Below are 21,064 nucleotides of genomic sequence, written 5' to 3'. Positions count from 1 at the left end.
CGCCCCAATCGCAGAGGGCACTGAAAGCAGGCGCTCACCATTGCTCCATGCAAGCGCATTTCCGTGGCACCTTGTCATTGTAATTTCATGCAAATTTGCTATTTTTTGTACTTTCTTGGCAAAAGCCAATTGGTTCCCAAAACAATGCCTGCGGGCAGGAGGATGCATGAAATCAAGATGGCAATTACTGTGTACCGGCGGGCTCTGGGCCATTGCCAGCCTGGGCGGCGCACAGGCAGCACCCACGCTGTCCCAGAACTTCGACGCGGCGGCCGTCGACAATACGGTCGGTTCCACCCCACCCGCAGGCTGGACGGCGCGCACCTACTACAGCGATGGATCGGAAGGCCCGGTGGAGGTGACCACGGGCTCTGCCACCTGGCTGGGCTGGAAATTTCTGAACAAGAGCACCTGGGTCGCCCAGAAAACCACCAACGCCACCACCAAACGTGGTGATTTCGCCCTGGGATCGAACGGCATTGCGCTGATCGAGTCAGACGGCTTGCGGGCAGCCAAGGTCTACAGCGCAACGCTGGAGACCCCTGCCGTCAACGTGGCTGCTGGCAAGAAGTACCAGCTGAGCTTCAACACCCACTACCGCCAGGGCCAGGCGCCGCAGACCGCCGACGTGGTCGTCAGCTTCGACAAGGGCATCGCCCAGACTTTTGCCCTGACCGCCGATACGCTGAACCAGGCCTTTCAAAAAACGCTGACCGTGCCTGCCGATGCCACTACCGCAAAGATCAGCTGGAACTACCGCAGCACCGCCAACAACTGGTACTGGGCCGTGGACGATGTGCTGCTGGACGAAGACACCAGCGCGCCCCCCGCGCCTTTCGACCCTGCCAAGCTGCCCGATACAGCAGCCAGGCCCACGCTGAGCGTCGGCCCCACCCTGCAGAACCCGGGCCCCGACCGCATGGCGGTGATGTTGGAAACCACCGAACCCGCCCCCACCGTCTGGCTGCGCAAGGCCGGCAGCACGGGCCCGTACACATTGGTGCCCGCCATCAATCCGGTAGGAGATTTTGCCGACAACAGCATCTTTTTTGCCGATCTGCAGGGGCTGCAGTCGAACACGCTGTATGAATACGCCGTGGTGACCGGCACCAGCGCAGCGCCCAAATTGGCAGGGCCGTTCCAGTTCAAGACCTGGCCCAAGGAAGGCGATGGCGTCACCAGCGCCAAGTTTGCCGTCGTCTCCGACACCCAGGACGGCCTGGCCAACCGCTTCAAGAACATCACCCAGAGCGTGATCAACAACGATTGCACAGGCGTTGCCGCGCAGTGCGCACAGACCGTGGCCGGCTTCATGGTGCCGGGCGATCTGGTCAACTCGGGCGGAACCCGCAGCCAATGGGCCAGCCAGTTCTTCGGCCCGCTCAGCGCCATCTCCGCCTACGTACCGCTGATTCCCGCCCCCGGCAACCACGAGTATTTTGCCAACGAGCAGGCCAGCGAAGGCGCCGAGAAGAACTGGGCAAAGACCTACCGCAAGTACTTCAACCGCATGCCGACCAATGGATCGACCAGGCACCCGCTGCACTGGTATTCGCTCGACTATCTGGGCATGCGCATCGTGGGCAGCGACTTCAACCCGGCGTCGGCCATGCACAACACCGGCGGCTGGAACAGCTACGACAACGGCCGCGGCCTGTTCCGCGCCGACTACATGCGCGAGCACCTGGATTGGTTCACCGGCCTGATGCAGAAGACCCGCCAGGACAGGAAGCCCTACATGGTGCTGCTCAACCACCACCCTTGCCTGAGCGAGAAATGGCGCCAGGGCGAGGTCATGGCGGCCTGCGATTTCATCTCGCAGATGGAAGACTATGGCCGCAGCACCGGCGCCATCACCGTCAACCTCAACGGCCATGTGCATTTCTATGAACGCGGCAACTCGATGGACAGTCGCCACCTGTGGCTGAACGTCGCGTCAGGCAGTGGCAACCTGGAAAGCGCCAGGCAGGAAGACGACAGCGACCTCGATGTCATCGCCAACACCAAGCTCACCTTCGGCTACGGCACGCTTGAAGCGCGCTTTGGCGGTGCGGCGCCCGCACTGGCGTGGAAGCGCTATGACCTGGGTGCGTCGACCACCAGCACCACCCCCGACGACGCCATCTCCATCACCAGCGAAAAGTGGGCTGTGGCGCCGCAACTGGCGCAGGCCAAGCTGGGCAAGGTCGATCCGGCATCGGTCCAGCTGTCCTACAACACCGCCGGCGTTTCCGGTGTGTACGAAGCCCAATGGCAGTTGTCCAAAGACTCACAGTTTGGCAAGGCGCAGCCGGTGTACGACGTGTGGGGCAACGACACGCGCCGCGAAAACTGGAGCTATATCAACGGTGTGCGCACCAACACCCAGAACGGCGCGGACATCTCGACCCTGGCCCTGGGCCAGTTGCTGGCCAACCCCAAGCGCGTGTACCCGAACGTGGGCGCTGCCACCTCGCGCGCCAAGGTCATGACCGCCGTGGTTGCCGGCGGCAACAGCCTGCTTGACCGCTGGAGCTGTGCCTACAAATGGGACGACAACGGCGATATCGGGCCGGATCGCCAGGGCGGTCGACAGTGCTTTGCACGCCTGTTGCAAGGCGATGGCAGCAAAGGTTCGGCCTTCGACCCCTTTGGCGGCAAGGCACCCGAAGTGCTGAAGCTGGGCACCGACGAGCGCTGGTACTGGCGCGTTCGCGTACGCGACGAGCACCTGAACTGGTCGGACTGGAGCGCTGCCGGATCCTTCGAGCTTGGCAACCCGGCACCAGAGCCCGAGCCACCGGTCAAGGACCTGATCAACGTACAACTCCCCGGCTCCGCAGGCGGCCAGCCCGCCGTTGGTTTGCAGGTACAGGCTTCCGCCACTTGCCAGAGCACCCAATCCAGCACCGCCGCCGTGCCCGCAGGCCTGCTGCCGCGCAACCTGCAGGCGGCCTCCGGCCTGGTGTCCTTTGCCATCGCTGACTGCAACCAGCAGGGCTTCAGTGCCCAGATCAAGCTCACCCTGCCCAAAGACCTGCCTGCCGACAGCCGCGTGATGAAGGTGAGCACAGGCGCAGACGGCAAGCCTGTGGCCACCGATATCACGGGCCAGGCGAGCATCTCCGGCAATGCCGTGAGCTACACCATCACCGACGGTGGCGCGCTGGATGAGGATGGCAAGACCAACGGCGCGATTCTTGATCCGGTGCTGGTAGCCACACCTGCAGCCGTCGATCCTGATCCCAACCCCGGAACAGGCCAGCCCACCCCTGTGCCGGTAGGCCACCCTGTGGCCCTGCTGCTCGCATCTGCCCTGCTGGCAGGGGCCGCAGGCTGGCGCCAGCGCCGCAAACGCTGACCGGCATGCACAGCCAGCGCACTGCGCTGGCTGCCTCTGCCTTTCTATCCGTGCTACCGTGGCCCTGATGGGCCACTTTTTTTTACAATCACCCGGGCGCAGAATCGGCGCCAGTTGCCACCTCTGAGGGTCGTCTCCCATGCTGCAAGAAGACAGATTTACCAGAATCCAATCGCTGCTGAGCGCTGCAGGTCGGCTGAGTACCGAACACTTGATTCAGGACATGCAGGTATCGCGTGAAACCGTTCGGCAGGATCTGCTGGCCCTCGAATCCATGGGTCTGGTGCGGCGCGTGCATGGTGGCGTGGCCGGGGTCACCCAGCAGGAGCCGCCCTTTGTGCAGCGCCAGGCCATGCGCGTGGCCGAGAAACGCGCCATTGCCAAGGCAGCCGTCAAGCGTCTGCAGCCGGGGCAGATGGTGTTCATCGACGCCGGCACCACCACGGCCATCCTTGCCGAAGAACTGAGCCTGCTCTCTCACTTGGTAGTCGTCACCAATTCGATCACTGTGGCACTCAAGCTGGCGCCTTCGCTGCCCAATGGCGGGTACGGCAAGGGCAGACGGGTGATTCTGCTGGGGGGCGACACCAACCCGGAAATCCCCAGCACCTATGGCGAAGTCACCCTCAACGAAATACGCCGCTACCGGGCGGATGTGGCCATGGTCTCGCCGGTCGGCATCAGTGCGCAGGACGGTGTGACCTTTGCCAACGAACACGAAGCCAGCCTTGCCACTGCCATGGTGGCCCAGTCATCCGCCTTCTGCGTGCTGGCCGACGACAGCAAGATCGGCGTGCGTGGGCGCTATGCCGTGGCCGCCACGCCCGAAAGTCAAACCCTGGTGACCAATGCATCGGCACCCAATGCGGCGGCCTTGGCTGCCCTGCGTGCACAGGGCGTGCAGGTGGTGGAGGTGTGAGCCTTCACGCCTGCACCGGCGCCGTCACCTCTGCGGCGACCCAGGCTGCATAGCCGGGACTTGCCTGGCTGTCGCCCCACAGCCACTGGGGCAACTGGTAAGGATGCAGAGGCTTGAGCAATTTTTGCAGCGCCAGCTGCTGCGCCAGCGTGGTTTTCCAGGTGATGCGCCATTCGGCACTGTTCTGCAACTCACCGTTCCACCAGTAGTACGACTGGATCGCCTCCACCTGGGCGCACGCCGCCAGTCGGGCATGCACACCTGCGGCGGCCAGTCGCTGGGCGGCGGCTTCGCTATCCACGGTCGTACACAGCCAGGCAATGGTGGAGGGGTGGGGGTTGGAAATCTGCATGGCAGGCATAGTACAGGAAGCGGTTGGCACCCAATTGCTATCAATAAAAGAGCTATTTACGCTTAACCCATAAGCACCAACTGCCCTTTTCCCCTATATTCGGTTTATTGGAGGCTACTGGAAAAATTTCCAGTTATTTTGTAGTCCGACCCGGAACTTTCAGGCCACGAACCGGCTCCAACCCGCCATGAAAATACATCGCTTACCCTCCATCGGCCAGGCTTCGCGTCGCCCGTGTAAGCCATGACCGACAGGCCAGGCCAGGCCAGCCATAGGACAACACATGGCAACGGCGCCTGGTAAAGAACTATAAAGCACTCCCGAAACCATAGCTTTCTACGCTTGATGGGCAAGCGTAAAACTGATCTTTCATCCATATCAAAGGATGGCGAAATCCATCCTTGCGGCGGGAACTCCCACCAAATTCAGGGAATCTCACCGGTGTTACTATGCATCGCATAGACGAAAGGACTTCTAGCGTGACAACTCATACTGGAGCCGCCATCACCTCTACCGCATTGGCTCCTGCAAACCCATGGTCGTTGGTACCTCCCCTGGGTAATCTGGACGCATACATCTCTGCAGCCAACCGCATTCCCATGCTGACTGCAGAGGAAGAACTCAATTACGCCAAAAAGCTCAAAGCCACTGGCGATGTGGATGCCGCTGGCCGTCTGGTGCTCTCGCACCTGCGCCTCGTCGTATCCATTGCCCGCCAGTACATGGGTTACGGCCTGCCACATGGCGACCTGATCCAGGAAGGCAACGTGGGCCTCATGAAAGCCGTCAAGCGCTTCGACCCCGACCAGGGCGTGCGCCTGGTGAGCTACGCCATGCACTGGATCAAGGCAGAGATCCACGAGTACATCCTGAAGAACTGGCGCATGGTCAAGGTGGCCACCACCAAGAGCCAGCGCAAGCTGTTCTTCAACCTGCGCTCGATGAAGCAAGGATTCAAAGCCGACGCCGGCATGGAAGACGGTGTCATGCACCGCGAAACCCTGTCCGAGTGCGAGATCGACCAGATGGCCGAGCAGCTCAACGTCAAGCGTGAAGACGTGATCGAGATGGAAACCCGCCTGTCGGGCGGCGACGTGCTGCTGGACCCCAGTCCTTCGGACGATGGCGAGCAGGCCTTTGGCCCCATTGCCTACCTGGCCGACGCTTCGCATGAGCCCACCGCCATGCTCGAATCGCGCCAGCGCGATTACCTGGCCACCGATGGCATCCAGGAGGCATTGGCCACCCTGGACGAGCGCAGCCGCCACATTGTGGAAGAGCGCTGGCTCAAGGTAAACGACGACGGCTCGGGCGGCATGACGCTGCACGACCTCGCTGCCGTCTATGGCGTAAGCGCCGAGCGCATCCGCCAGATCGAATCGGCTGCGATGAAGAAAATGCGCAAGGCTCTGGCCGAGTACGCGTAAGCCTCAAAGCGGCGGCGCACAAATGTGCCGCAATTGGCGATAATCGAAAGCGCACAGGCTGCCAGGCCTGTGCGCTTTTTTGTGGCCTGCTGCGGATTCGGCGGACGTATAAGCGCATAAACCTCCACCTCAGCAAGCCGGTTTACCTATGGAGTTTTCGATGACTTTCACCTTGCCCCGCCGCAGCATGCTGACCGCAGCCCTGGCTGCCACCTGCATGGCTACCAGCGCCTTTGCTGCTGACAACTGGCCCAGCAAGCCCCTGCACCTGATCGTAGGCTTTCCCGCAGGATCGTCACCTGACCTGACGGCACGTGCCCTGGCCGAGCCGCTGGAAAAAGCCCTGGGCCAGACCATCATCGTGGAAAACAAGGTGGGCGCTGGCGGCAACATTGCCGGCGAATACGTGGCCAAGGCCGACGACCACACCTTCAGCGTGATGATCAACGGCAACATGACCATTGCCAAGCTGTTGAACCCGGCCGTGCGCTACAACCCGCTGACCGACCTGCAGCCGGTCAGCCTGATCGGCGTGGCGCCGCTGGTGCTGGTGGCGCCCGCTTCAGCCCCCGAAGGCAAGGCGTTCTTTGACGCCGCAGCCAAGGCTGGCAGCAAGTGGAGCTATGGCTCACCCGGCGTGGGCACCGTCGGCCATCTGGGTATGGAATTGCTCAAGAGCCGTTCCAAGCTCAAGCCCGAGCACATTCCGTACGCAGGCTACCCTCAGGTGTTCAACGGCATCCAGGGCGGCGACCTGCAGCTGTCCATGCTGCCCCCGGCGCTGGCCATGGCGCAGATCCAGGCAGGCAAGCTACGCGGCATTGGCGTGACCTCTGCCGCCCGCAGCCCGCTCGCCCCAGGCCTGCCCAGCCTCAAGGAGCTGGGCGTGAACAATTACGACCTGGAAATCTGGAACGCCGTTGCTGCGCCCAAATCCATGGCCAAAGCCCATGTCGAAAAGTTGGCTGCTGCAGTGGGGGAGATCGTGCGAAGCCCTGAGATGCGCGCCAGGCTCGCCGCGCAGGGCTGGCAGGCCGTGGGCAGCTCGCCCGAAGGGCTTACCAACCGCATTGATGCCGATGTGAAGGCCCTTGGCACTATCATCAAGGAACAGAACATCCGCGCACAATAAACGCCCATGACCGCAGCCCAAGTCTTTACCAACCTCAGCGCCTGGCAGGTGATGGCTTGGGGCTTGCTGTTTTTCACGGTTCTGTACCTGGCAGGCGGCTTCGGCATGACCGCCCTCACCCGCTTTCTGCAAAGACTTGGCATCGGCAAGGTGCTGGATACGCGGCCGCTCAAACCCGACCAGCTGCAGCGCGAGTGGCGCCAGTCCTTCCATTCAATCCTCATCTTCGGCCTGGGCATGATCGTGCCCTGGGGCTTCGTACAGCTGGGCTGGGCACGCTTTGCCGTCAACCCATCGGCCTGGCAGATCGCCATCGAGATCTGGGTGCTGCTGATCTGGAACGATGTGCACTTCTGGATCAACCACCGGCTGCTGCACACGCGCTGGCTCAAGCGCTTTCATGGCGATCACCATCGCTCCGTGGTGGTCACGCCGTGGTCCACCTACAGCTTCCATCCGGTGGAGGCCATGATGATGGGCAATGTGATTCTGCTGCCCATGGTGGTGCATGACTTTGCCTTCTGGTCTCTGGCGTCGGTGCCCGTCTTCAGTCTGGTGCTGAATGCCATTGGCCACTCCAACTACGAATTCTTCCCCTCCGTCGGCCCGCGCCACCCGCTCGCCGCCAGTCGCCGTCACCATCTCCACCATGCGCGCCCTGCAGGCAATTACGGCTTTGCCTTTGCGTTCATGGACCGCTGGATGCGCAGCGAAGCCGATCCGCTGCCTGTGCGTCCGGCACCGGCGCGCTCCACGCAATCTGCGCCCTGACGACTCTGCATGCCGCCCAGCGCCAGCATTCCGCCCCCGTCCCCCCCTCTGCGCCTGCGCCATTGGCGCGATTGGCAATCGCTGCTTTACCTTGCCACCCTGCCGCTGATCGTGCTGTGGCAGTGGCAGCACGGCTGGGTCTGGTGGCTCTATGCCGTGGAGCTGTTCCTGACCCTGGGCGTGGGCGTGATCCACCACAACCACACGCATCTGCGCATGTGGCGCGGCAGACACAGCCGCTGGGCCAATCGCGCTACCGACTACTGGCTCACCCTGCTGCAGGGTCACCCCACGTTTGTGTTCTGGCCGGCCCATGTGGGTAACCACCACCGTTACCGGCACAGTGAGCGCGACATTGCCCGCACCTACCGTTTTGGCGGGGATACCAACCACCTGTGGGGCTACCTGGCCCACCCGGCGCAAGCGGCCTGGGTGCTGTATCCGCTGTTCATCCGGTGGCTGGGCAACTTACGGCGCCACTGGCCCGGTGCCTTTCGCTATTGCATGGGTCAATATGCGCTGTGGCTTGGCAGTTGGGCGGCGCTGCTGCTCATCGACTGGAAAAAGGCGCTGATCCTGGTCATCATTCCGCAACTGCATGGCCTGCACTGGCTGCTGGCCACCAATTATCTGCAGCACGCCCATGCCGACGGCAGGCGTCTCAGCCGGGCGCAGCGTGATACCGAAGGGAGCATGCTGAACTACGCGCGCAATTTCGAAGGCCTGGTCAATCCTTTGCTGTTTAACATTGGCCTGCATACGGCTCACCATGAATGCCCGCACGCCCATTGGTCGGAACTGACGGGGCTGCATGACCGCATCTACCGCAACCGGGTTGATCCAGCGCTGAATGAAGGCGGCCTGCTGCCCTATATGGCGCGGGTGTTTGTGGGTGGGCTTGTATGGCGGCCGGCACGTAGCCGGTCGTTGATGCCACCGATGGAGAAAAAGTAGTCGTCTATGCCAGTTTCCTATTCACAGGTCTATGTCCAGTCTGCCGGTCTCTTCATGCCCGGGGAGCCCGTTACCAACGACGGCATGGACGCCTATGTGGCGCCCCTCAACCGGCTGTCGGAACGCATCAAACGCCGCATTCTGGCTGAAAACGGCATTCAGAAGCGTTACTACGCCATTGCACCCGACGGCAGCACCGTGTTCAGCAATGCGCAAATGGCCAAGGCCGCCATTGAGTCTGCGCTCCAGCAAGCAGGACGCAGCCTGGAAGACATCGGTTTTCTGGCCAGCGGCTCCTCTGGTGGCGATGCACTGATGCCCGGCTTTGCCAGCATGATTCAGGGCGAGATGGCAGCCCCCCCGATGGAGTTGCTCAGCGTACACGGCGTATGCGCGGCCAGTGTGGGCGCACTGCAGGGAGCCGCCCTGGCTGTGGAGCACGGCCAACACGCCCATGCCATGGCCGTGGCCAGCGAGATGCCTTCGCGTCTCTTCAAGCGCTCGCGCTACGCCGCGCAGGGCTATGACACGGATTTCGACGCCCACTTTCTGCGTTGGATGCTGAGCGACGGTGCCGGTGCCGTGCTGCTGGGCCGCGCAGCGCCCATTCCGCAGCGGCCCGATCTGTGCTTGAAACTGCACTGGACGCACCAACGCAGCTTTGCTGGCGACTACCCGGTGTGCATGCAGCTGGGGCTGACGCACGACCGCGCGCGCAGCCATCTCGATTTCCCATCATGGACGGACGCCGAGGCCGCAGGCGCGCTGGCGCTGCGGCAGGACATTCGCCTGCTGCCGCACCTGTTTGACGTCTGTATCCACGAGTACGCCCGCATTGCCCACCAGGGCTGGCTACCAGAGCGTGGCATTGATCATTTCCTGTGCCACTACTCGTCGGAAAAATTCATTCCCGTGGTCGATGAGCTGCTGAACAAGGCACAGCTGTCCATCCCGCGTGAGCGCTGGTGGAGCAACCTGGCCTGGCGCGGCAACACCGGTGCAGCTTCCATCTTCGTGATGCTGGCCGAGTACCTGCAGACCCACCACGACCAGCTCAAAGCCGGCGACACCATGCTGTGCTTTGTGCCCGAATCGGGCCGTTTCACTGCAGGCTACATGCTATTGGAATTGGAGCATGCTGCGCAATCCAGTCAAGCGCCATCCAGCAGTTCCGTTCAAAAAATTGCATCTGCGCCAGATGCCATCGCCTCTGCCGTTGACTCTGCGCTGATCGCACCACCCCACGACCCTGCCAGCGCGCCGCAGGCCCTGGCGCCGCTGCTCACCGAGCTGGCCAGCATCTGGCACGACTACCGCTCGCAGGTCTGGCGCACGCCACTGGTGCGGCGCATTCGCAGCGGCCACATGGAGACGGACGACTACCTCTGCTGGATGCGCCAGTGGATTCCGCAGGTGCGTGAAGGCAGCCTGTGGATGCGCGAGGGCGCAGCCTCGCTCACCGGCGACTACGCAATGCTTGCCGCACTGATGGGCGTGCATGCGGGCGAAGAACAGAACGACTTCAAGATCCTGCACCAGGACTATCTGAATGCGGGCGGCACCATCACCAACATCGACCAGTTGCAGCGCAACCCGGGCGGCCAGGCGCTCAACAGCTACCTGCACAGCCTGGCAGCCACCACCAATCCGATTGGCTTGCTGGGGGCCATCTACATCATCGAAGGCACAGGCCAGCGCATCGTGCCCAGCTTGCTGCCGCTGCTGCGCCAAAGTCTCGACCTCGGGCCGGAGTGCTTCCGCTTTCTGGAATACCACGGCGCCAATGACGAAAACCACCTGGAGCGCTGGCTGACGGCCGTGCAGATGGTGGTGGCGCTGGACACCACGGGCGATGCCCCGCGCGCCATTGCCGCTACGGCACGCCACACGGCCCAGCTGTACCTGATGCAGTTTGCGCATATTCTGGAAGACGCTGCCCCAAACCGGGCGGCCACGGACCCGCTATGACCGATTTCCGCGACATTCCACACGACGAACGCGATCCCAGCCCATGGCTGGCCCTGTACCTGGACGACAGCACGCCGGTGCCAGACCATGTGAAGGCCGCATGGCTCAAGGATTCCAGCAGCCGCTCACGCCAGTTTCTGCTGCCGTTTCTGCGGCCACTGGCGCGTACCAGCATCATCTTGATCCAGATCCTCAAAGTGCTGCTGCCCAAGACCTGGGCGCATTCCAGGCTGCTGCACCGCACCCTCGCTTTCAGCATGAACCGCTTTGTCTCGCCCGAGGCCAACTGGCTCATCATGCGGCACTTCCATCTGGGCTCACAGATCCTCGCCTTCATCGGCGGCAACGCGCCCACCAAGGTGGCGACCAACCCGTTGGAGCCGGAATCGATCGACGACATCAAGGACGAGTTGTTCCTCAAGCACGACCTGAACCTTTTCAACTTTGTCATTCGTCTGAACAAGACATTGCGTGCCCACGGCCAGCACATCGGGCCCGTGCCCGAGCCCGATTTTGCGATGCTGCGCGAGCCACCACTGCGGCTGGAAGACATGCCGCACGGTACCTTCAACATCCTCGACCTGCAAAGCGCCATCGAGGTCTACACCCCTGTGTACCAGCTGCTGCTGACCGACAACGATTTCTGGCGCGCCAGCAACTCGTTACAGCTGGACGAAACCGTGGCCATCTATGCCGCCAAGATCCTGTCTTCGCCCGAGCATCTGGTCATGCTGAACAACAAGCACCCGCTGGTACCGCTTTCCACCTTGCGTGCGGGCCATCGGCTGGTATTGCATGGCCTCTCCACCGAAATGCTGCACTGCCTGCTGATGCGCATGGCGACCGGAGAGACGCCCCTGCCCAGCCGTGAGATGGCCAAGGTGAAGCAAGCTGCCGAGCGCGTAATGGAGCACCGTGATTGAATCTGTTCTGAATGGCAGGGTTTTTGCTTGAAGCCCTAGCCATGACAAACCCACTCACGCATCTGTGATCTCCATGCCGAAGCCCTTCTCGCCCCCCGCTCACTGGGCCACCTGTGGCGCCCGCCATGTGGCCGTGTACGGCACCCTGCGCGCTGGCGGCATCAACGACATTGCGCGCCTGGACCCCGATATCATTTGCTTGGGCCACACCACACTCACCGGCACCTTGTATGACCTGGACTGGTATCCCGGCCTACAGTTGCAGGGCACCCAGCAGGTGTTGGCCGAGGTCTACCCCATCGACGAGGCATTGGAACAGGCCATGGACCGCATCGAAGGCATCTGGCCCGAGGATGTGGGCGAGTACACCAAGCAGGTGCAGCGCCTGGTGGTGCATTGCGCGGATGGCAGCCAGCGCACCCTGAATGTACTGGTCTATGAAGCCCTGCCACCTACCGTATCTGGCAAACCAATACTGGCCGTGCGCGACTGGCTCGCCTGGTACCGGAGCCAGGGGCGCACCTATCCCGGCAACAGCTTTGCGCTCAATACGCAGAGGTCTTGACAAAAACCTGGAACAAGGATCGGTCAGACCGCCAGCAGCCCCTGCTTCTCGATGAAAGCCACCACCTCATCCAGCCCTTCCAGCGTTTTAAGATTGGTCATGACAAACGGCTTGAGTCCTTTGGCGGTTGTGCGCTGCTTCACGGTGTCACTGCGCATGATGTCCAGATTCGCGCCCACATGCGGCGCAAGGTCGGTCTTGTTGATGACGAACAGATCGCTCTTGGTGATACCGGGGCCGCCCTTGCGCGGAATCTTCTCGCCTGCAGCCACATCGATCACATAGATCGTCAGGTCACTCAGCTCAGGGCTGAAGGTGGCAGCCAGGTTGTCTCCACCCGATTCGATGAAGACGATGTCGGCATCGGGAAAATCCTTGAGCATCCGGTCGATGGCTTCCAGATTGATCGACGCATCCTCGCGGATGGCGGTGTGCGGACAACCTCCGGTCTCTACCCCCATGATGCGTTCAGCGGGCAGCGCGCCGCTGATGGTCAGCAGGCGCTGGTCTTCCTTGGTGTAGATGTCGTTGGTGATCGCAATCAGATCCCACCTGTCACGCATAGCCTTGCAGAGCATTTCAAGGATCGTGGTCTTGCCTGAACCCACGGGCCCACCAATGCCGACACGCAGCGGCGGCAGCTTCTTGCTGCGATGGGGAATATGGTGCAATGCGGATGTGTTCATGATCTGAAGAGCCTTGAATACTGGTGTTCATGCTGGGCAGAGAGAATCGCCAGCATGGGTGAAAACGCCTGCCGTGCGTCGTCTGGCAGCGCCAGTGCACAGGCAACGGCCTGCGGAATTTCCTGCGCAAGCCGCGCGAGAATGCGCTGCCCTGCACTCTGGCCCAAAGGCACCGCTTTGACCGCTGCCTGCACCAGGTTCTCTGCCCAGCCAAAGGCGTAGGCCAGCAACGCATCATGGGCCGATGCGCCCGCGCAATGCGCGGCAAACGAAAAGGCAATTGGGTAGCTCGCATCCTGCGCGGCCAGCCAGGTGACTGTGTCCAGAATCGATACCTGACCGGCATGGCGGTTCCGGAGCCACTCCACCAAGGAGCGCCCCATTTGCTCGGTCTGCAGCCGCAACTCGCTGCTCTCGCGCGTGGTGCGCACCCATTGGTTCAGTTCGGCAATGCGCGGCAGGTCTGTGGCTTGCCAGGCGCTTGCAGCCTGGGCGATCACGGCCATCTCGCCGCGCGACTGGCTCAGGTGCAGCTGCTGCGCCAGCCAGTCGCCCGCTTCGCTTTCCGTTGTGACCAGCGACGCGTTGATGGCAGCCTCCAGGCCCTCGGAGTACGAAAATCCGCCAATCGGCAGCGCCGGCGATGCCAGCCACATCAGCTGCAGAAAGCTGTGTGCCAGCAGTGCAGGCTGCACTTCAGTGGTTGTGCCCGTGATCGTTGCCATGGTGGTGAGCGTGATGGTGGCTGTGCCCGTCATGGGTGACATGCCCGCCATAAGCGCCCCCTTCGGGCTCAAAAGGCAGGTCGGCCTGCGCCACCTCCATGTGCATGCTGCGCAGCATGTCGGCCAGCACATGGTCGGGCTCGATCTTGAGGTGATCGGGTTGCAGCTCGATCGGCACATGGCGGTTGCCCAGGTGGTACGCGGCGCGCATCAGATCAAAGGGAGTTCCGTGCACAACGCAGGCCGTGATGCGCAGCACCTTCTGCGGTGCAGCCAGCACCCGGATCAACGATCCATCTTCAGTCACGAGCACATCGCCGCCGCGCACCGCCTGTCCGCGCGGCAAGAAAACGCCCAGCTCGCGCCCCTGGCTATCAACCGCAGAAAAACGTGATTTCTGGCGCACATCCCAGTCAAGCTCCACCGTGGCCGCGCGCTTGAGCAACACCGCCGCCAGCCCGTTGCCCGACACAATGCATTTGGATACCTGCAGCATGCCTTGCCTCATCGGATGGCTCGCGTCATGAAGCAACTATGGGGATCGAGCTGGTAGCTCCCAAACGGTTCGCACAGCTCAAAGCCGTTGCGTGCATAAAACCTGCGCGCTGGCGTGAAAAACGGCTCAGTACCGGTTTCCAGGCTGATGCGTTCCACGCCACTGGCGCGTGCCTCATCCAAGACATGCGCAAGAATACGTTGTGCTGCATCACTGCCGCGGTATGCGCCCTGCACCCGCATGGTCTTGAGCTCGACATGGGCGGCGTCCAGTTGCTTGAGCGCGCAGGTGCCTACCAGCGCCGGGCCTTCCGGCTGCTGCATCCATGCAGTCCAGAACCGAATATCCGGCTGGCGCAGTTTCTCCACATCCAGTGCATGTACGCTTTCAGGTGGCGATACCTTGCGCATGTCGTCGAGATGCTCTTGCAAAAAGCAGATGACCAGTGGATCGGTCGCGGGATCCAGAACGAAATAAAGCTGCATCATTCACGTACTCAGAATAAAAAGTACCGCTGCGCCATCGGAAGGCAGGCCGCAGGCTCACAGGTCAGCAACTGGCCGTTGGCCCGCACCGCGTAGGTCTGGGCATCGACCTCCATGTGCGGTGCCAGATCGTTATGCACCATATCGCTCTTTTTCACACCGCGTATGCCTTTGACGGCAGACAGCGTCTTGTGCAGGCCAAAGCGCTGGCCAATATCGGCGGCCAGCCCGGCTTGCGAAACAAAGGTAAGCGATGTCCTTGCAATCGCGCCGCCAAAGCTGCCGAACATGGGCCGGTAGTGCACGGGCTGCGGCGTGGGGATGGAGGCGTTGGGGTCACCCATGGCGGCCATGGCAATGAAGCCGCCTTTGAGAATGCACGTGGGCTTGACGCCGAAGAAGGCTGGCTTCCAGATCACGATATCGGCCCACTTGTCCACTTCCAGGCTGCCTACTTCGTGGCTGATGCCATGGGCAATCGCAGGATTGATGGTGTACTTGGCGATATAGCGCTTGATGCGGAAATTGTCGTTGCGCGTGCCGTCCCCCGCGAGGGCACCGCGCTGCAGCTTCATCTTGTGCGCGGTCTGCCAGGTGCGCAAGATCACCTCGCCCACGCGACCCATGGCCTGGCTGTCAGAGCTGAACATGCTGATGGCGCCAATGTCGTGCAGGATGTCTTCCGCCGCGATGGTCTCCTTGCGGATGCGGCTTTCGGCAAAAGCCAGATCTTCGGCAATGCCCGCATCCAGGTGGTGGCAGACCATGAGCATGTCCACATGCTCGTCCAGCGTATTCACTGTGTAGGGGCGCGTAGGGTTGGTGGAACTGGGCAGCACATTGGCCTCGCCCACCACCTTGAGGATATCGGGTGCGTGGCCGCCACCCGCGCCCTCGGTGTGGAAAGTGTGGATGGTACGGCCCCTGAAAGCGGCCACCGTGTCTTCCACGAAGCCGCTTTCGTTGAGGGTATCGGTATGGATGGCGACCTGCGTGTCGGTGTCTTCGGCCACGGTGAGGCAGTTGTCGATGGCTGCGGGCGTACTGCCCCAGTCCTCGTGCAGCTTCAGACCGATGGCGCCTGCAGCAATCTGTTCATGCAGCCCCTGCGGCAGGCTCGCGTTGCCTTTGCCCAGAAAGCCCAGGTTCATGGGAAAGGCATCAGCCGCCTGCAGCATGCGCTCCATGTTCCAGGGGCCGGGGGTGCAGGTGGTGGCAAAGGTACCTGTGGCAGGGCCTGTTCCCCCTCCAATCATGGTGGTGACGCCACTGGTCAGGGCCTCCTCGATCTGCTGCGGAGCGATGAAATGGATGTGGGTGTCAATGCCGCCAGCCGTGACAATGCTGCCTTCGCAACTGATGATCTCGGTGCCCGGGCCGATGATGATGTCCACACCCGGTTGCGTATCGGGGTTTCCGGCCTTGCCAATGGCGGCAATGCGTCCATCTTTGAGGCCGATGTCGGCTTTGACGATACCCCAGTGGTCGATGATCAAGGCATTGGTGAGCACCGTGTCCATGGCGCCTTGCGCGCGGCTGCGCTGGCTCTGTGCCATGCCATCACGAATGGTCTTGCCGCCGCCGAACTTCACTTCCTCGCCATAACCGCCCGCGCGCAGCGTGAAGTCCTGCTCCACTTCAATCACCAGATCGGTATCGGCAAGGCGCACGCGGTCACCGACCGTGGGGCCATAGGTTTCAGCGTAGGCGCGCTTTTCCATCGTAGCCATCAGAGCACTCCTTGCACCAGGCCGCGAAAGCCATACACCTCTCGGCTGCCACCAATATCCACCAGTTCAACCGTGCGCTGTTGCCCCGGCTCAAAGCGCACCGCCATGCCGCTGGCAATGTTCAGCCGCATGCCGCGCGCTACAGCGCGGTCGAATGCCAGACCCGCATTTGTTTCGGCAAAATGGTAATGGGAGCCTACCTGGATGGGCCGGTCGCTGGCGTTGTGCACCACCAGCGTCACGGTGCGGCGGCCACTGTTGAGGGCGTGCGCACCCTCGTCGATCAAGAGTTCACCGGGAATCATGGCGTCTCCTGTCAGGCCAAACGAATCAGCAGGAAAGCGCCGAGCAGCGCAGTACCCACGCCACCCAGCCGAGCCAGCCATTGGTGGCGCTGCATCAACCCATGGCCCAACCCCATGCCTGTGATGTGCAGAATGGCCGACCCCAACGCCATGCCTGCCAGCGCACCCAGGGCCGCAAGGCCGCCATCGCCTGCCAGCTCATACCCATGCGCTGCACCATGAAAGAATGCAAAGCCTCCTGCCAGCGCCGCCGCCGCAACCCAAGGCATCTTGCTTTGCACCGCCACCAGCAGGCCCAGCGCCAATACCGAGGCAGCAATCATGGGCTCCACCCCCGGCACCCGCAGCCCGGCAAAACCCGCAACTGCACCTGCCACCAGCATGGCAACAAAAGCGACCGGTACACGCCAGGCCGCCTGGAGCCGAGGAAAGGCCAACACACTCCAAACGCCCACGGCCAGCATGGCTGCCAGATGGTCAATACCAGTGAACGGGTGCACCAGGCCCTGCACAAAGCTGTCCGCCAGGCCATGTGTGTGCGAGTGATCTCCGCCATGTGCCAGTGCAATGGCAGGCAGCATGGGCAGTGCCGCAAGGGTGATGGAAGTTACTTTTTTCATAACGATTTGGATTGGATGGCTAGGTGACTCGAGGGATTTCAGATGATGGGTTCGTGCACGGTGACGAGCTTGGTTCCATCGGGAAAGGTGGCTTCGATCTGGATGTCCGGGATCATCTCGGCAATCCCTTCCATCACATCCGCGCGCGTCAGTACCGTGCGGCCTTCGCTCATCAACTGGGCTACGGTCTTGCCATCCCGCGCACCTTCCATCACAAAGGCACTGATGAGCGCCACCGCTTCCGGGTAGTTGAGTTTGAGGCCCCGGGCCATGCGACGCTCGGCCAGCAGAGCCGCCGTAAAGATCAGCAGCTTGTCTTTTTCGCGTGGAGTGAGTTCCATGGAGGCTTGATTCCGTATCCTGAAGTATTTGCCGGTACACGCCATCGCGCGCCGGTGCCAAACATATGGAATGACACAGTGCAATATTCGGGCCAACCGTGCACACCCTTGGAGCACAGGCACCAGAGACAGGCGTTCCGGGGGATTGTGGCGCACCAAAACCAGCAAGAGATCCCCGCACGACCCCCAATTGGTGCACGCGCACTACAGCAGTGCGAAGCCGCGCCCCATCTCACCGCAGCGAATGCGAACCGAGCAGCCATCCTGCGAGTAGATTTCAAAACTGGCACGCCTATTGCACTGCAGCACGCACGGTCAATCGTGACCGAACCCTTTTGTTGGAGTGGTGCAATGAATCGTCGTGGAACCCTGAACGTACTGGCAGCCTCGGTCTCCCTGGCTTACTTCTTCTCGTCTCCTGCGCAAGCACAGGACACCATCAAGGTCGGCGTGCTGCACAGCCTGTCAGGCACCATGGCCATTTCGGAGACCGTGCTCAAGGATACGGTGCTGATGGCCATCGACGACATCAACGCCAAGGGCGGTGTGCTGGGCAAGAAGCTGGAGCCCGTGGTGGTGGACCCTGCCTCCAACTGGCCGCTGTTCGCTGAAAAAGCCAAGCAGTTGATCACGCAGGACAAGGTAGCCGTGGTCTTCGGCTGCTGGACCAGCGTATCGCGCAAATCGGTGCTGCCCGTGTTCGAGCAGAACAATGGCCTGCTGTTCTACCCTGTGCAGTACGAAGGCGAAGAGCTGTCCAAGAATGTCTTCTACACCGGCGCTGCCCCCAACCAGCAGGCAATTCCTGCGGTCGAGTATCTGATGAGCAAGGAAGGCGGTGGTGCCAAGCGTTTCGTGCTGCTGGGCACTGATTATGTCTACCCCCGCACCACCAACAAGATCCTGCGCGCCTTCCTCAAATCCAAGGGCGTGAAGGATTCCGATATCATGGAAACCTACACCCCCTTTGGCCACAGCGACTACCAGACCATCGTCGCAGATGTGAAGAAATTCTCCACCGGCGGCAAGACCGCTGTGATCTCCACCATCAATGGCGACTCCAACGTGCCCTTCTACAAGGAGCTGGGCAATGCAGGCCTCAAAGCCAAGGATGTGCCCGTGGTGGCCTTCAGCGTGGGCGAGGAAGAGCTGCGCGGCGTGGACACCAAGCCACTGGTGGGGCACCTGGCAGCGTGGAACTACTTCATGAGCGTGAAGAACCCCACCAACACCGCTTTCATCAAACAGTGGAGCGATTACGCCAAGGCCAAGAACATTGCGGGCCACAAGGACAAACCGCTGACCAACGACCCGATGGAAGCCACCTGGATCGGCATCCACATGTGGAAGCAGGCCGTCGAAAAAGCCAAGAGCACGGATACCGACAAGGTCATCGCTGCCATGGCTGGCCAGACCTTCGCTGCACCAGACGGCTTCACCGTGAAGATGGACGAGAAGAACCACCACCTGCACAAGCCCGTGATGGTGGGTGAGATCAAGGCCGATGGCCAGTTCAATGTGGTCTGGAAAACCAAGGGCCCAATCAAGGCACAGCCCTGGAGCCCCTATATCGAAGGCAATGACAAGAAGAAGGACGAGCCGGACGGCAAGAGCAGTTCCTGATTGCATGCTGCCCGGTCTGCGCAATGCCGACCGGGCAATATCAAGTATCAAAACAATAGCTAATGGCGCTTAATGGATAAGCGCTGAAGGTTGATTCAACCATGAACATCCTGCACAAAGCCATGGCCGCAGCCTTGGGCTTGCTGCTGTCCCTATCCTGCCACGCGCTGACCGCCGAACAGACCTTTGCCATGGCGGCTGCCGAAGACAATGATGCGCGCGCTGCGGCCATCAACGCCGCCGTGCTGGAGCCTGACGACGGCGGCAGGCTGGCCGCCTATCTGCAGGCGCTTGCCGATGACGCTGTACGCACAGCCGGTGGCAAGGTCTTTGTCATCCAGGGCGAGCGTGCCATCGATCCCACCACCGGTGCAGTCACCACACCGCCCGCTGATGCCGAGGAGATCGTCAACAACAACTACCTGCGCGGCGTGATCGAATCCGCTCAGGCTGCACTGGCGCTGAACAGCGCCGATGTGCAGGCCCGCCGTGCAGCGGCGCAAAAGCTGGCGGCAGAACCCGATGCCGCTCGCCTGCCGCTGATCGACAAGGTGCTGGCAGGTGAACAGGATGCACAGGTCAAAGCCATGCTGGAGCGCGCCAAGGCTGCCAGCCTGCTGGGCAGCGAGGATTCTGCCGAGCGTCTGCAGGCTGTACAACAACTGGCGCAGATCCACACCCCAGAGACACAGCTGCTGCTGAACCAAAGGCTGGCCGACGAGAGCGATCCAGCGGTGCAGAAGGCAATCCGCTCTGCGCTGTCATCCATTGCCGAATCGCTGGCCTGGGGCGAACGGCTGGGCGCCATCTTCAGCGGCCTGAGCCTGGGCTCCGTGCTGCTGCTGGCAGCGCTGGGCCTGGCCATCACCTACGGGCTCATGGGCGTGATCAACATGGCGCATGGCGAGCTGATCATGATCGGTGCCTATGCCACGTACCTGGTACAGGTGTTGTTCCAGCGCTGGATGCCTGAGTCCGCCTTCGGCTGGTATCTGGTCGTGGCCATGCCAGTGTCCTTCATCGTCGCCGCGCTGGTAGGCGCTGTGCTGGAGCGTGGCGTGATCCGTTTTCTCTATGGCCGTCCGCTGGAGACGCTACTGGCCACCTTCGGCATCAGCCTGGTATTGCAGCAGACGGTACGCAGCCTGTTCGGAGCGCAGAACGTAGGGGTCGAAAACCCCGCCTGGATGAGCGGTGGCGTTTCACTGTTGCCCAATCTCACGCTGCCGTTCAACCGCATTGCCATCATCTTGTTTGCCTTTGCAGTGCTGGGCGCCGTGGCCTTCATGATCGCCCGAACGCGGCTGGGCCTTTTCGTACGCGGCGTCACGCAGAACCGCGCCATGGCCTCGTGCGTCGGCGTGAACACTGCCCGCACCGACACCTATGCATTCGCACTGGGCTCCGGCATTGCCGGTCTCGCCGGCTGCGCCTTGAGCCAGATCGGCAATGTGGGCCCCGACCTGGGCCAGAACTACATCGTCGACTCCTTCCTGGTCGTGGTACTGGGCGGTGTGGGCCAGTTGGCGGGCACGGTATACGCTGCGCTGGGGCTGGGCGTGCTGTCCAAGCTGCTCGAAGGCTGGGCCGGTGCAGTACTCGCCAAGATTGCCGTGCTGCTGTTCATCGTCGTGTTCATCCAGAAGCGCCCGCAAGGCATCTTTGCCCTCAAGGGCCGAAGCGCCGAAGCCTGACCATACCT

At 61.9% G+C, this 21,064-nt stretch carries 20 protein-coding genes; 11 read left to right on the top strand and 9 right to left on the bottom strand.

Going from position 1 to position 21,064, the window contains the following annotated elements:
* Nucleotides 1-166 precede the first annotated feature (166 nt).
* Complete coding sequence (locus LAD35_RS04135) at nt 167-3,340, top strand: metallophosphoesterase family protein (protein WP_224151450.1); 3,174 nt, start codon at nt 167-169, stop codon at nt 3,338-3,340.
* A gap of 139 nt (nt 3,341-3,479) precedes the next feature.
* Entirely contained in the window at nt 3,480-4,259 is a 780-nt protein-coding gene (locus tag LAD35_RS04130; protein WP_224151449.1) for a DeoR/GlpR family DNA-binding transcription regulator, read from the top strand.
* A gap of 4 nt (nt 4,260-4,263) precedes the next feature.
* Here LAD35_RS04130 and cutA read toward each other — a convergent pair whose 3' ends face one another.
* On the bottom strand, nt 4,264-4,611 hold the full coding sequence (gene cutA, locus LAD35_RS04125) for a divalent-cation tolerance protein CutA (protein ID WP_224151448.1): 348 nt from the start codon (nt 4,609-4,611) through the stop codon (nt 4,264-4,266).
* A 449-nt stretch (nt 4,612-5,060) separates the two neighbouring features.
* On the opposite strand from cutA, the gene rpoH reads away from it, so the two are divergent.
* From rpoH to LAD35_RS04090, 7 genes are all read left to right on the top strand, one after another.
* On the top strand, nt 5,061-6,038 hold the full coding sequence (gene rpoH / locus LAD35_RS04120; protein ID WP_377779718.1) for an RNA polymerase sigma factor RpoH: 978 nt from the start codon (nt 5,061-5,063) through the stop codon (nt 6,036-6,038).
* Nucleotides 6,039-6,198: 160 nt separating this feature from the next.
* Nucleotides 6,199-7,170 carry a Bug family tripartite tricarboxylate transporter substrate binding protein gene (locus tag LAD35_RS04115; RefSeq protein WP_224151446.1) on the top strand — a complete coding sequence of 324 codons (972 nt, stop codon included), beginning with the start codon at nt 6,199-6,201 and terminating at the stop codon, nt 7,168-7,170.
* Nucleotides 7,171-7,176: 6 nt separating this feature from the next.
* Nucleotides 7,177-7,941 (top strand): sterol desaturase family protein, encoded by a 765-nt coding sequence (locus LAD35_RS04110; protein WP_224151445.1) that lies wholly within the window; start codon nt 7,177-7,179, stop codon nt 7,939-7,941.
* A gap of 9 nt (nt 7,942-7,950) precedes the next feature.
* On the top strand, nt 7,951-8,895 hold the full coding sequence (locus LAD35_RS04105; RefSeq protein WP_224151444.1) for a fatty acid desaturase: 945 nt from the start codon (nt 7,951-7,953) through the stop codon (nt 8,893-8,895).
* A gap of 6 nt (nt 8,896-8,901) precedes the next feature.
* Complete coding sequence (locus LAD35_RS04100; protein WP_224151443.1) at nt 8,902-10,863, top strand: iron-containing redox enzyme family protein; 1,962 nt, start codon at nt 8,902-8,904, stop codon at nt 10,861-10,863.
* Nucleotides 10,860-11,786: a DUF6999 family protein gene (locus LAD35_RS04095; RefSeq protein WP_224151442.1), complete on the top strand. Its 927-nt coding sequence runs from the start codon at nt 10,860-10,862 to the stop codon at nt 11,784-11,786. The genes LAD35_RS04100 and LAD35_RS04095 overlap by 4 nt, the downstream gene beginning before the upstream one ends.
* 73 nt (nt 11,787-11,859) lie before the next feature.
* The gene (locus tag LAD35_RS04090) at nt 11,860-12,351 is read left to right on the top strand and encodes a gamma-glutamylcyclotransferase family protein (protein WP_224151441.1); all 492 of its coding nucleotides are present in this window, start codon (nt 11,860-11,862) and stop codon (nt 12,349-12,351) included.
* Nucleotides 12,352-12,374: 23 nt separating this feature from the next.
* Here LAD35_RS04090 and ureG read toward each other — a convergent pair whose 3' ends face one another.
* The 8 genes from ureG to LAD35_RS04050 are packed head-to-tail and all read right to left on the bottom strand — an operon-like array spanning nt 12,375 to nt 17,739.
* A complete protein-coding gene (gene ureG, locus LAD35_RS04085) occupies nt 12,375-13,037 on the bottom strand; it encodes an urease accessory protein UreG (RefSeq protein WP_224151440.1) in 663 nt (220 codons plus the stop codon).
* A complete protein-coding gene (locus LAD35_RS04080) occupies nt 13,034-13,795 on the bottom strand; it encodes an urease accessory protein UreF (RefSeq protein WP_224151439.1) in 762 nt (253 codons plus the stop codon). The genes ureG and LAD35_RS04080 overlap by 4 nt, the downstream gene beginning before the upstream one ends.
* Nucleotides 13,734-14,258, bottom strand: a complete 525-nt coding sequence (gene ureE / locus LAD35_RS04075) for an urease accessory protein UreE (RefSeq protein ID WP_224151438.1) — start codon at nt 14,256-14,258, stop codon at nt 13,734-13,736. Before ureE ends, LAD35_RS04080 begins: the two co-directional genes overlap by 62 nt.
* 8 nt (nt 14,259-14,266) lie before the next feature.
* A complete protein-coding gene (locus tag LAD35_RS04070) occupies nt 14,267-14,746 on the bottom strand; it encodes a GNAT family N-acetyltransferase (RefSeq protein ID WP_224151437.1) in 480 nt (159 codons plus the stop codon).
* Between the two features lie 8 nt (nt 14,747-14,754).
* Nucleotides 14,755-16,473, bottom strand: coding sequence for an urease subunit alpha (ureC, locus tag LAD35_RS04065; protein ID WP_224151436.1), 1,719 nt, complete (start codon nt 16,471-16,473; stop codon nt 14,755-14,757).
* Nucleotides 16,473-16,778, bottom strand: a complete 306-nt coding sequence (locus LAD35_RS04060; RefSeq protein ID WP_224151435.1) for an urease subunit beta — start codon at nt 16,776-16,778, stop codon at nt 16,473-16,475. Before LAD35_RS04060 ends, ureC begins: the two co-directional genes overlap by 1 nt.
* Nucleotides 16,779-16,789: 11 nt before the next feature.
* Nucleotides 16,790-17,398, bottom strand: a complete 609-nt coding sequence (locus LAD35_RS04055; RefSeq protein ID WP_224151434.1) for a HupE/UreJ family protein — start codon at nt 17,396-17,398, stop codon at nt 16,790-16,792.
* A 38-nt stretch (nt 17,399-17,436) separates the two neighbouring features.
* The gene (locus tag LAD35_RS04050; protein WP_224151433.1) at nt 17,437-17,739 is read right to left on the bottom strand and encodes an urease subunit gamma; all 303 of its coding nucleotides are present in this window, start codon (nt 17,737-17,739) and stop codon (nt 17,437-17,439) included.
* A 351-nt stretch (nt 17,740-18,090) separates the two neighbouring features.
* Here LAD35_RS04050 and urtA point away from each other — a divergent pair, with 351 nt between their 5' ends.
* Nucleotides 18,091-19,362: an urea ABC transporter substrate-binding protein gene (urtA, locus tag LAD35_RS04045; protein WP_224151432.1), complete on the top strand. Its 1,272-nt coding sequence runs from the start codon at nt 18,091-18,093 to the stop codon at nt 19,360-19,362.
* A 101-nt stretch (nt 19,363-19,463) separates the two neighbouring features.
* On the top strand, nt 19,464-21,056 hold the full coding sequence (gene urtB, locus LAD35_RS04040) for an urea ABC transporter permease subunit UrtB (RefSeq protein WP_224151431.1): 1,593 nt from the start codon (nt 19,464-19,466) through the stop codon (nt 21,054-21,056).
* The last annotated feature ends 8 nt before the right edge of the window (nt 21,057-21,064 follow it).

Source organism: Comamonas odontotermitis (genome assembly GCF_020080045.1).
Taxonomy (GTDB): Bacteria; Pseudomonadota; Gammaproteobacteria; order Burkholderiales; family Burkholderiaceae_C; genus Comamonas; species Comamonas odontotermitis.
This window is presented reverse-complemented; position numbering and strand designations above follow the sequence as displayed.

Coding starts and splice junctions, on each gene's coding strand:
- LAD35_RS04135 (WP_224151450.1), top strand. CDS start 167: ATGAAATCAAGATGGCAATTACTGTGTACCGGCGGGCTCTGGGCCATT.
- LAD35_RS04130 (WP_224151449.1), top strand. CDS start 3,480: ATGCTGCAAGAAGACAGATTTACCAGAATCCAATCGCTGCTGAGCGCT.
- cutA (WP_224151448.1), bottom strand. CDS start 4,611: ATGCAGATTTCCAACCCCCACCCCTCCACCATTGCCTGGCTGTGTACG.
- rpoH (WP_377779718.1), top strand. CDS start 5,061: ATGCATCGCATAGACGAAAGGACTTCTAGCGTGACAACTCATACTGGA.
- LAD35_RS04115 (WP_224151446.1), top strand. CDS start 6,199: ATGACTTTCACCTTGCCCCGCCGCAGCATGCTGACCGCAGCCCTGGCT.
- LAD35_RS04110 (WP_224151445.1), top strand. CDS start 7,177: ATGACCGCAGCCCAAGTCTTTACCAACCTCAGCGCCTGGCAGGTGATG.
- LAD35_RS04105 (WP_224151444.1), top strand. CDS start 7,951: ATGCCGCCCAGCGCCAGCATTCCGCCCCCGTCCCCCCCTCTGCGCCTG.
- LAD35_RS04100 (WP_224151443.1), top strand. CDS start 8,902: ATGCCAGTTTCCTATTCACAGGTCTATGTCCAGTCTGCCGGTCTCTTC.
- LAD35_RS04095 (WP_224151442.1), top strand. CDS start 10,860: ATGACCGATTTCCGCGACATTCCACACGACGAACGCGATCCCAGCCCA.
- LAD35_RS04090 (WP_224151441.1), top strand. CDS start 11,860: ATGCCGAAGCCCTTCTCGCCCCCCGCTCACTGGGCCACCTGTGGCGCC.
- ureG (WP_224151440.1), bottom strand. CDS start 13,037: ATGAACACATCCGCATTGCACCATATTCCCCATCGCAGCAAGAAGCTG.
- LAD35_RS04080 (WP_224151439.1), bottom strand. CDS start 13,795: ATGACGGGCACAGCCACCATCACGCTCACCACCATGGCAACGATCACG.
- ureE (WP_224151438.1), bottom strand. CDS start 14,258: ATGCTGCAGGTATCCAAATGCATTGTGTCGGGCAACGGGCTGGCGGCG.
- LAD35_RS04070 (WP_224151437.1), bottom strand. CDS start 14,746: ATGATGCAGCTTTATTTCGTTCTGGATCCCGCGACCGATCCACTGGTC.
- ureC (WP_224151436.1), bottom strand. CDS start 16,473: ATGGCTACGATGGAAAAGCGCGCCTACGCTGAAACCTATGGCCCCACG.
- LAD35_RS04060 (WP_224151435.1), bottom strand. CDS start 16,778: ATGATTCCCGGTGAACTCTTGATCGACGAGGGTGCGCACGCCCTCAAC.
- LAD35_RS04055 (WP_224151434.1), bottom strand. CDS start 17,398: ATGAAAAAAGTAACTTCCATCACCCTTGCGGCACTGCCCATGCTGCCT.
- LAD35_RS04050 (WP_224151433.1), bottom strand. CDS start 17,739: ATGGAACTCACTCCACGCGAAAAAGACAAGCTGCTGATCTTTACGGCG.
- urtA (WP_224151432.1), top strand. CDS start 18,091: ATGAATCGTCGTGGAACCCTGAACGTACTGGCAGCCTCGGTCTCCCTG.
- urtB (WP_224151431.1), top strand. CDS start 19,464: ATGAACATCCTGCACAAAGCCATGGCCGCAGCCTTGGGCTTGCTGCTG.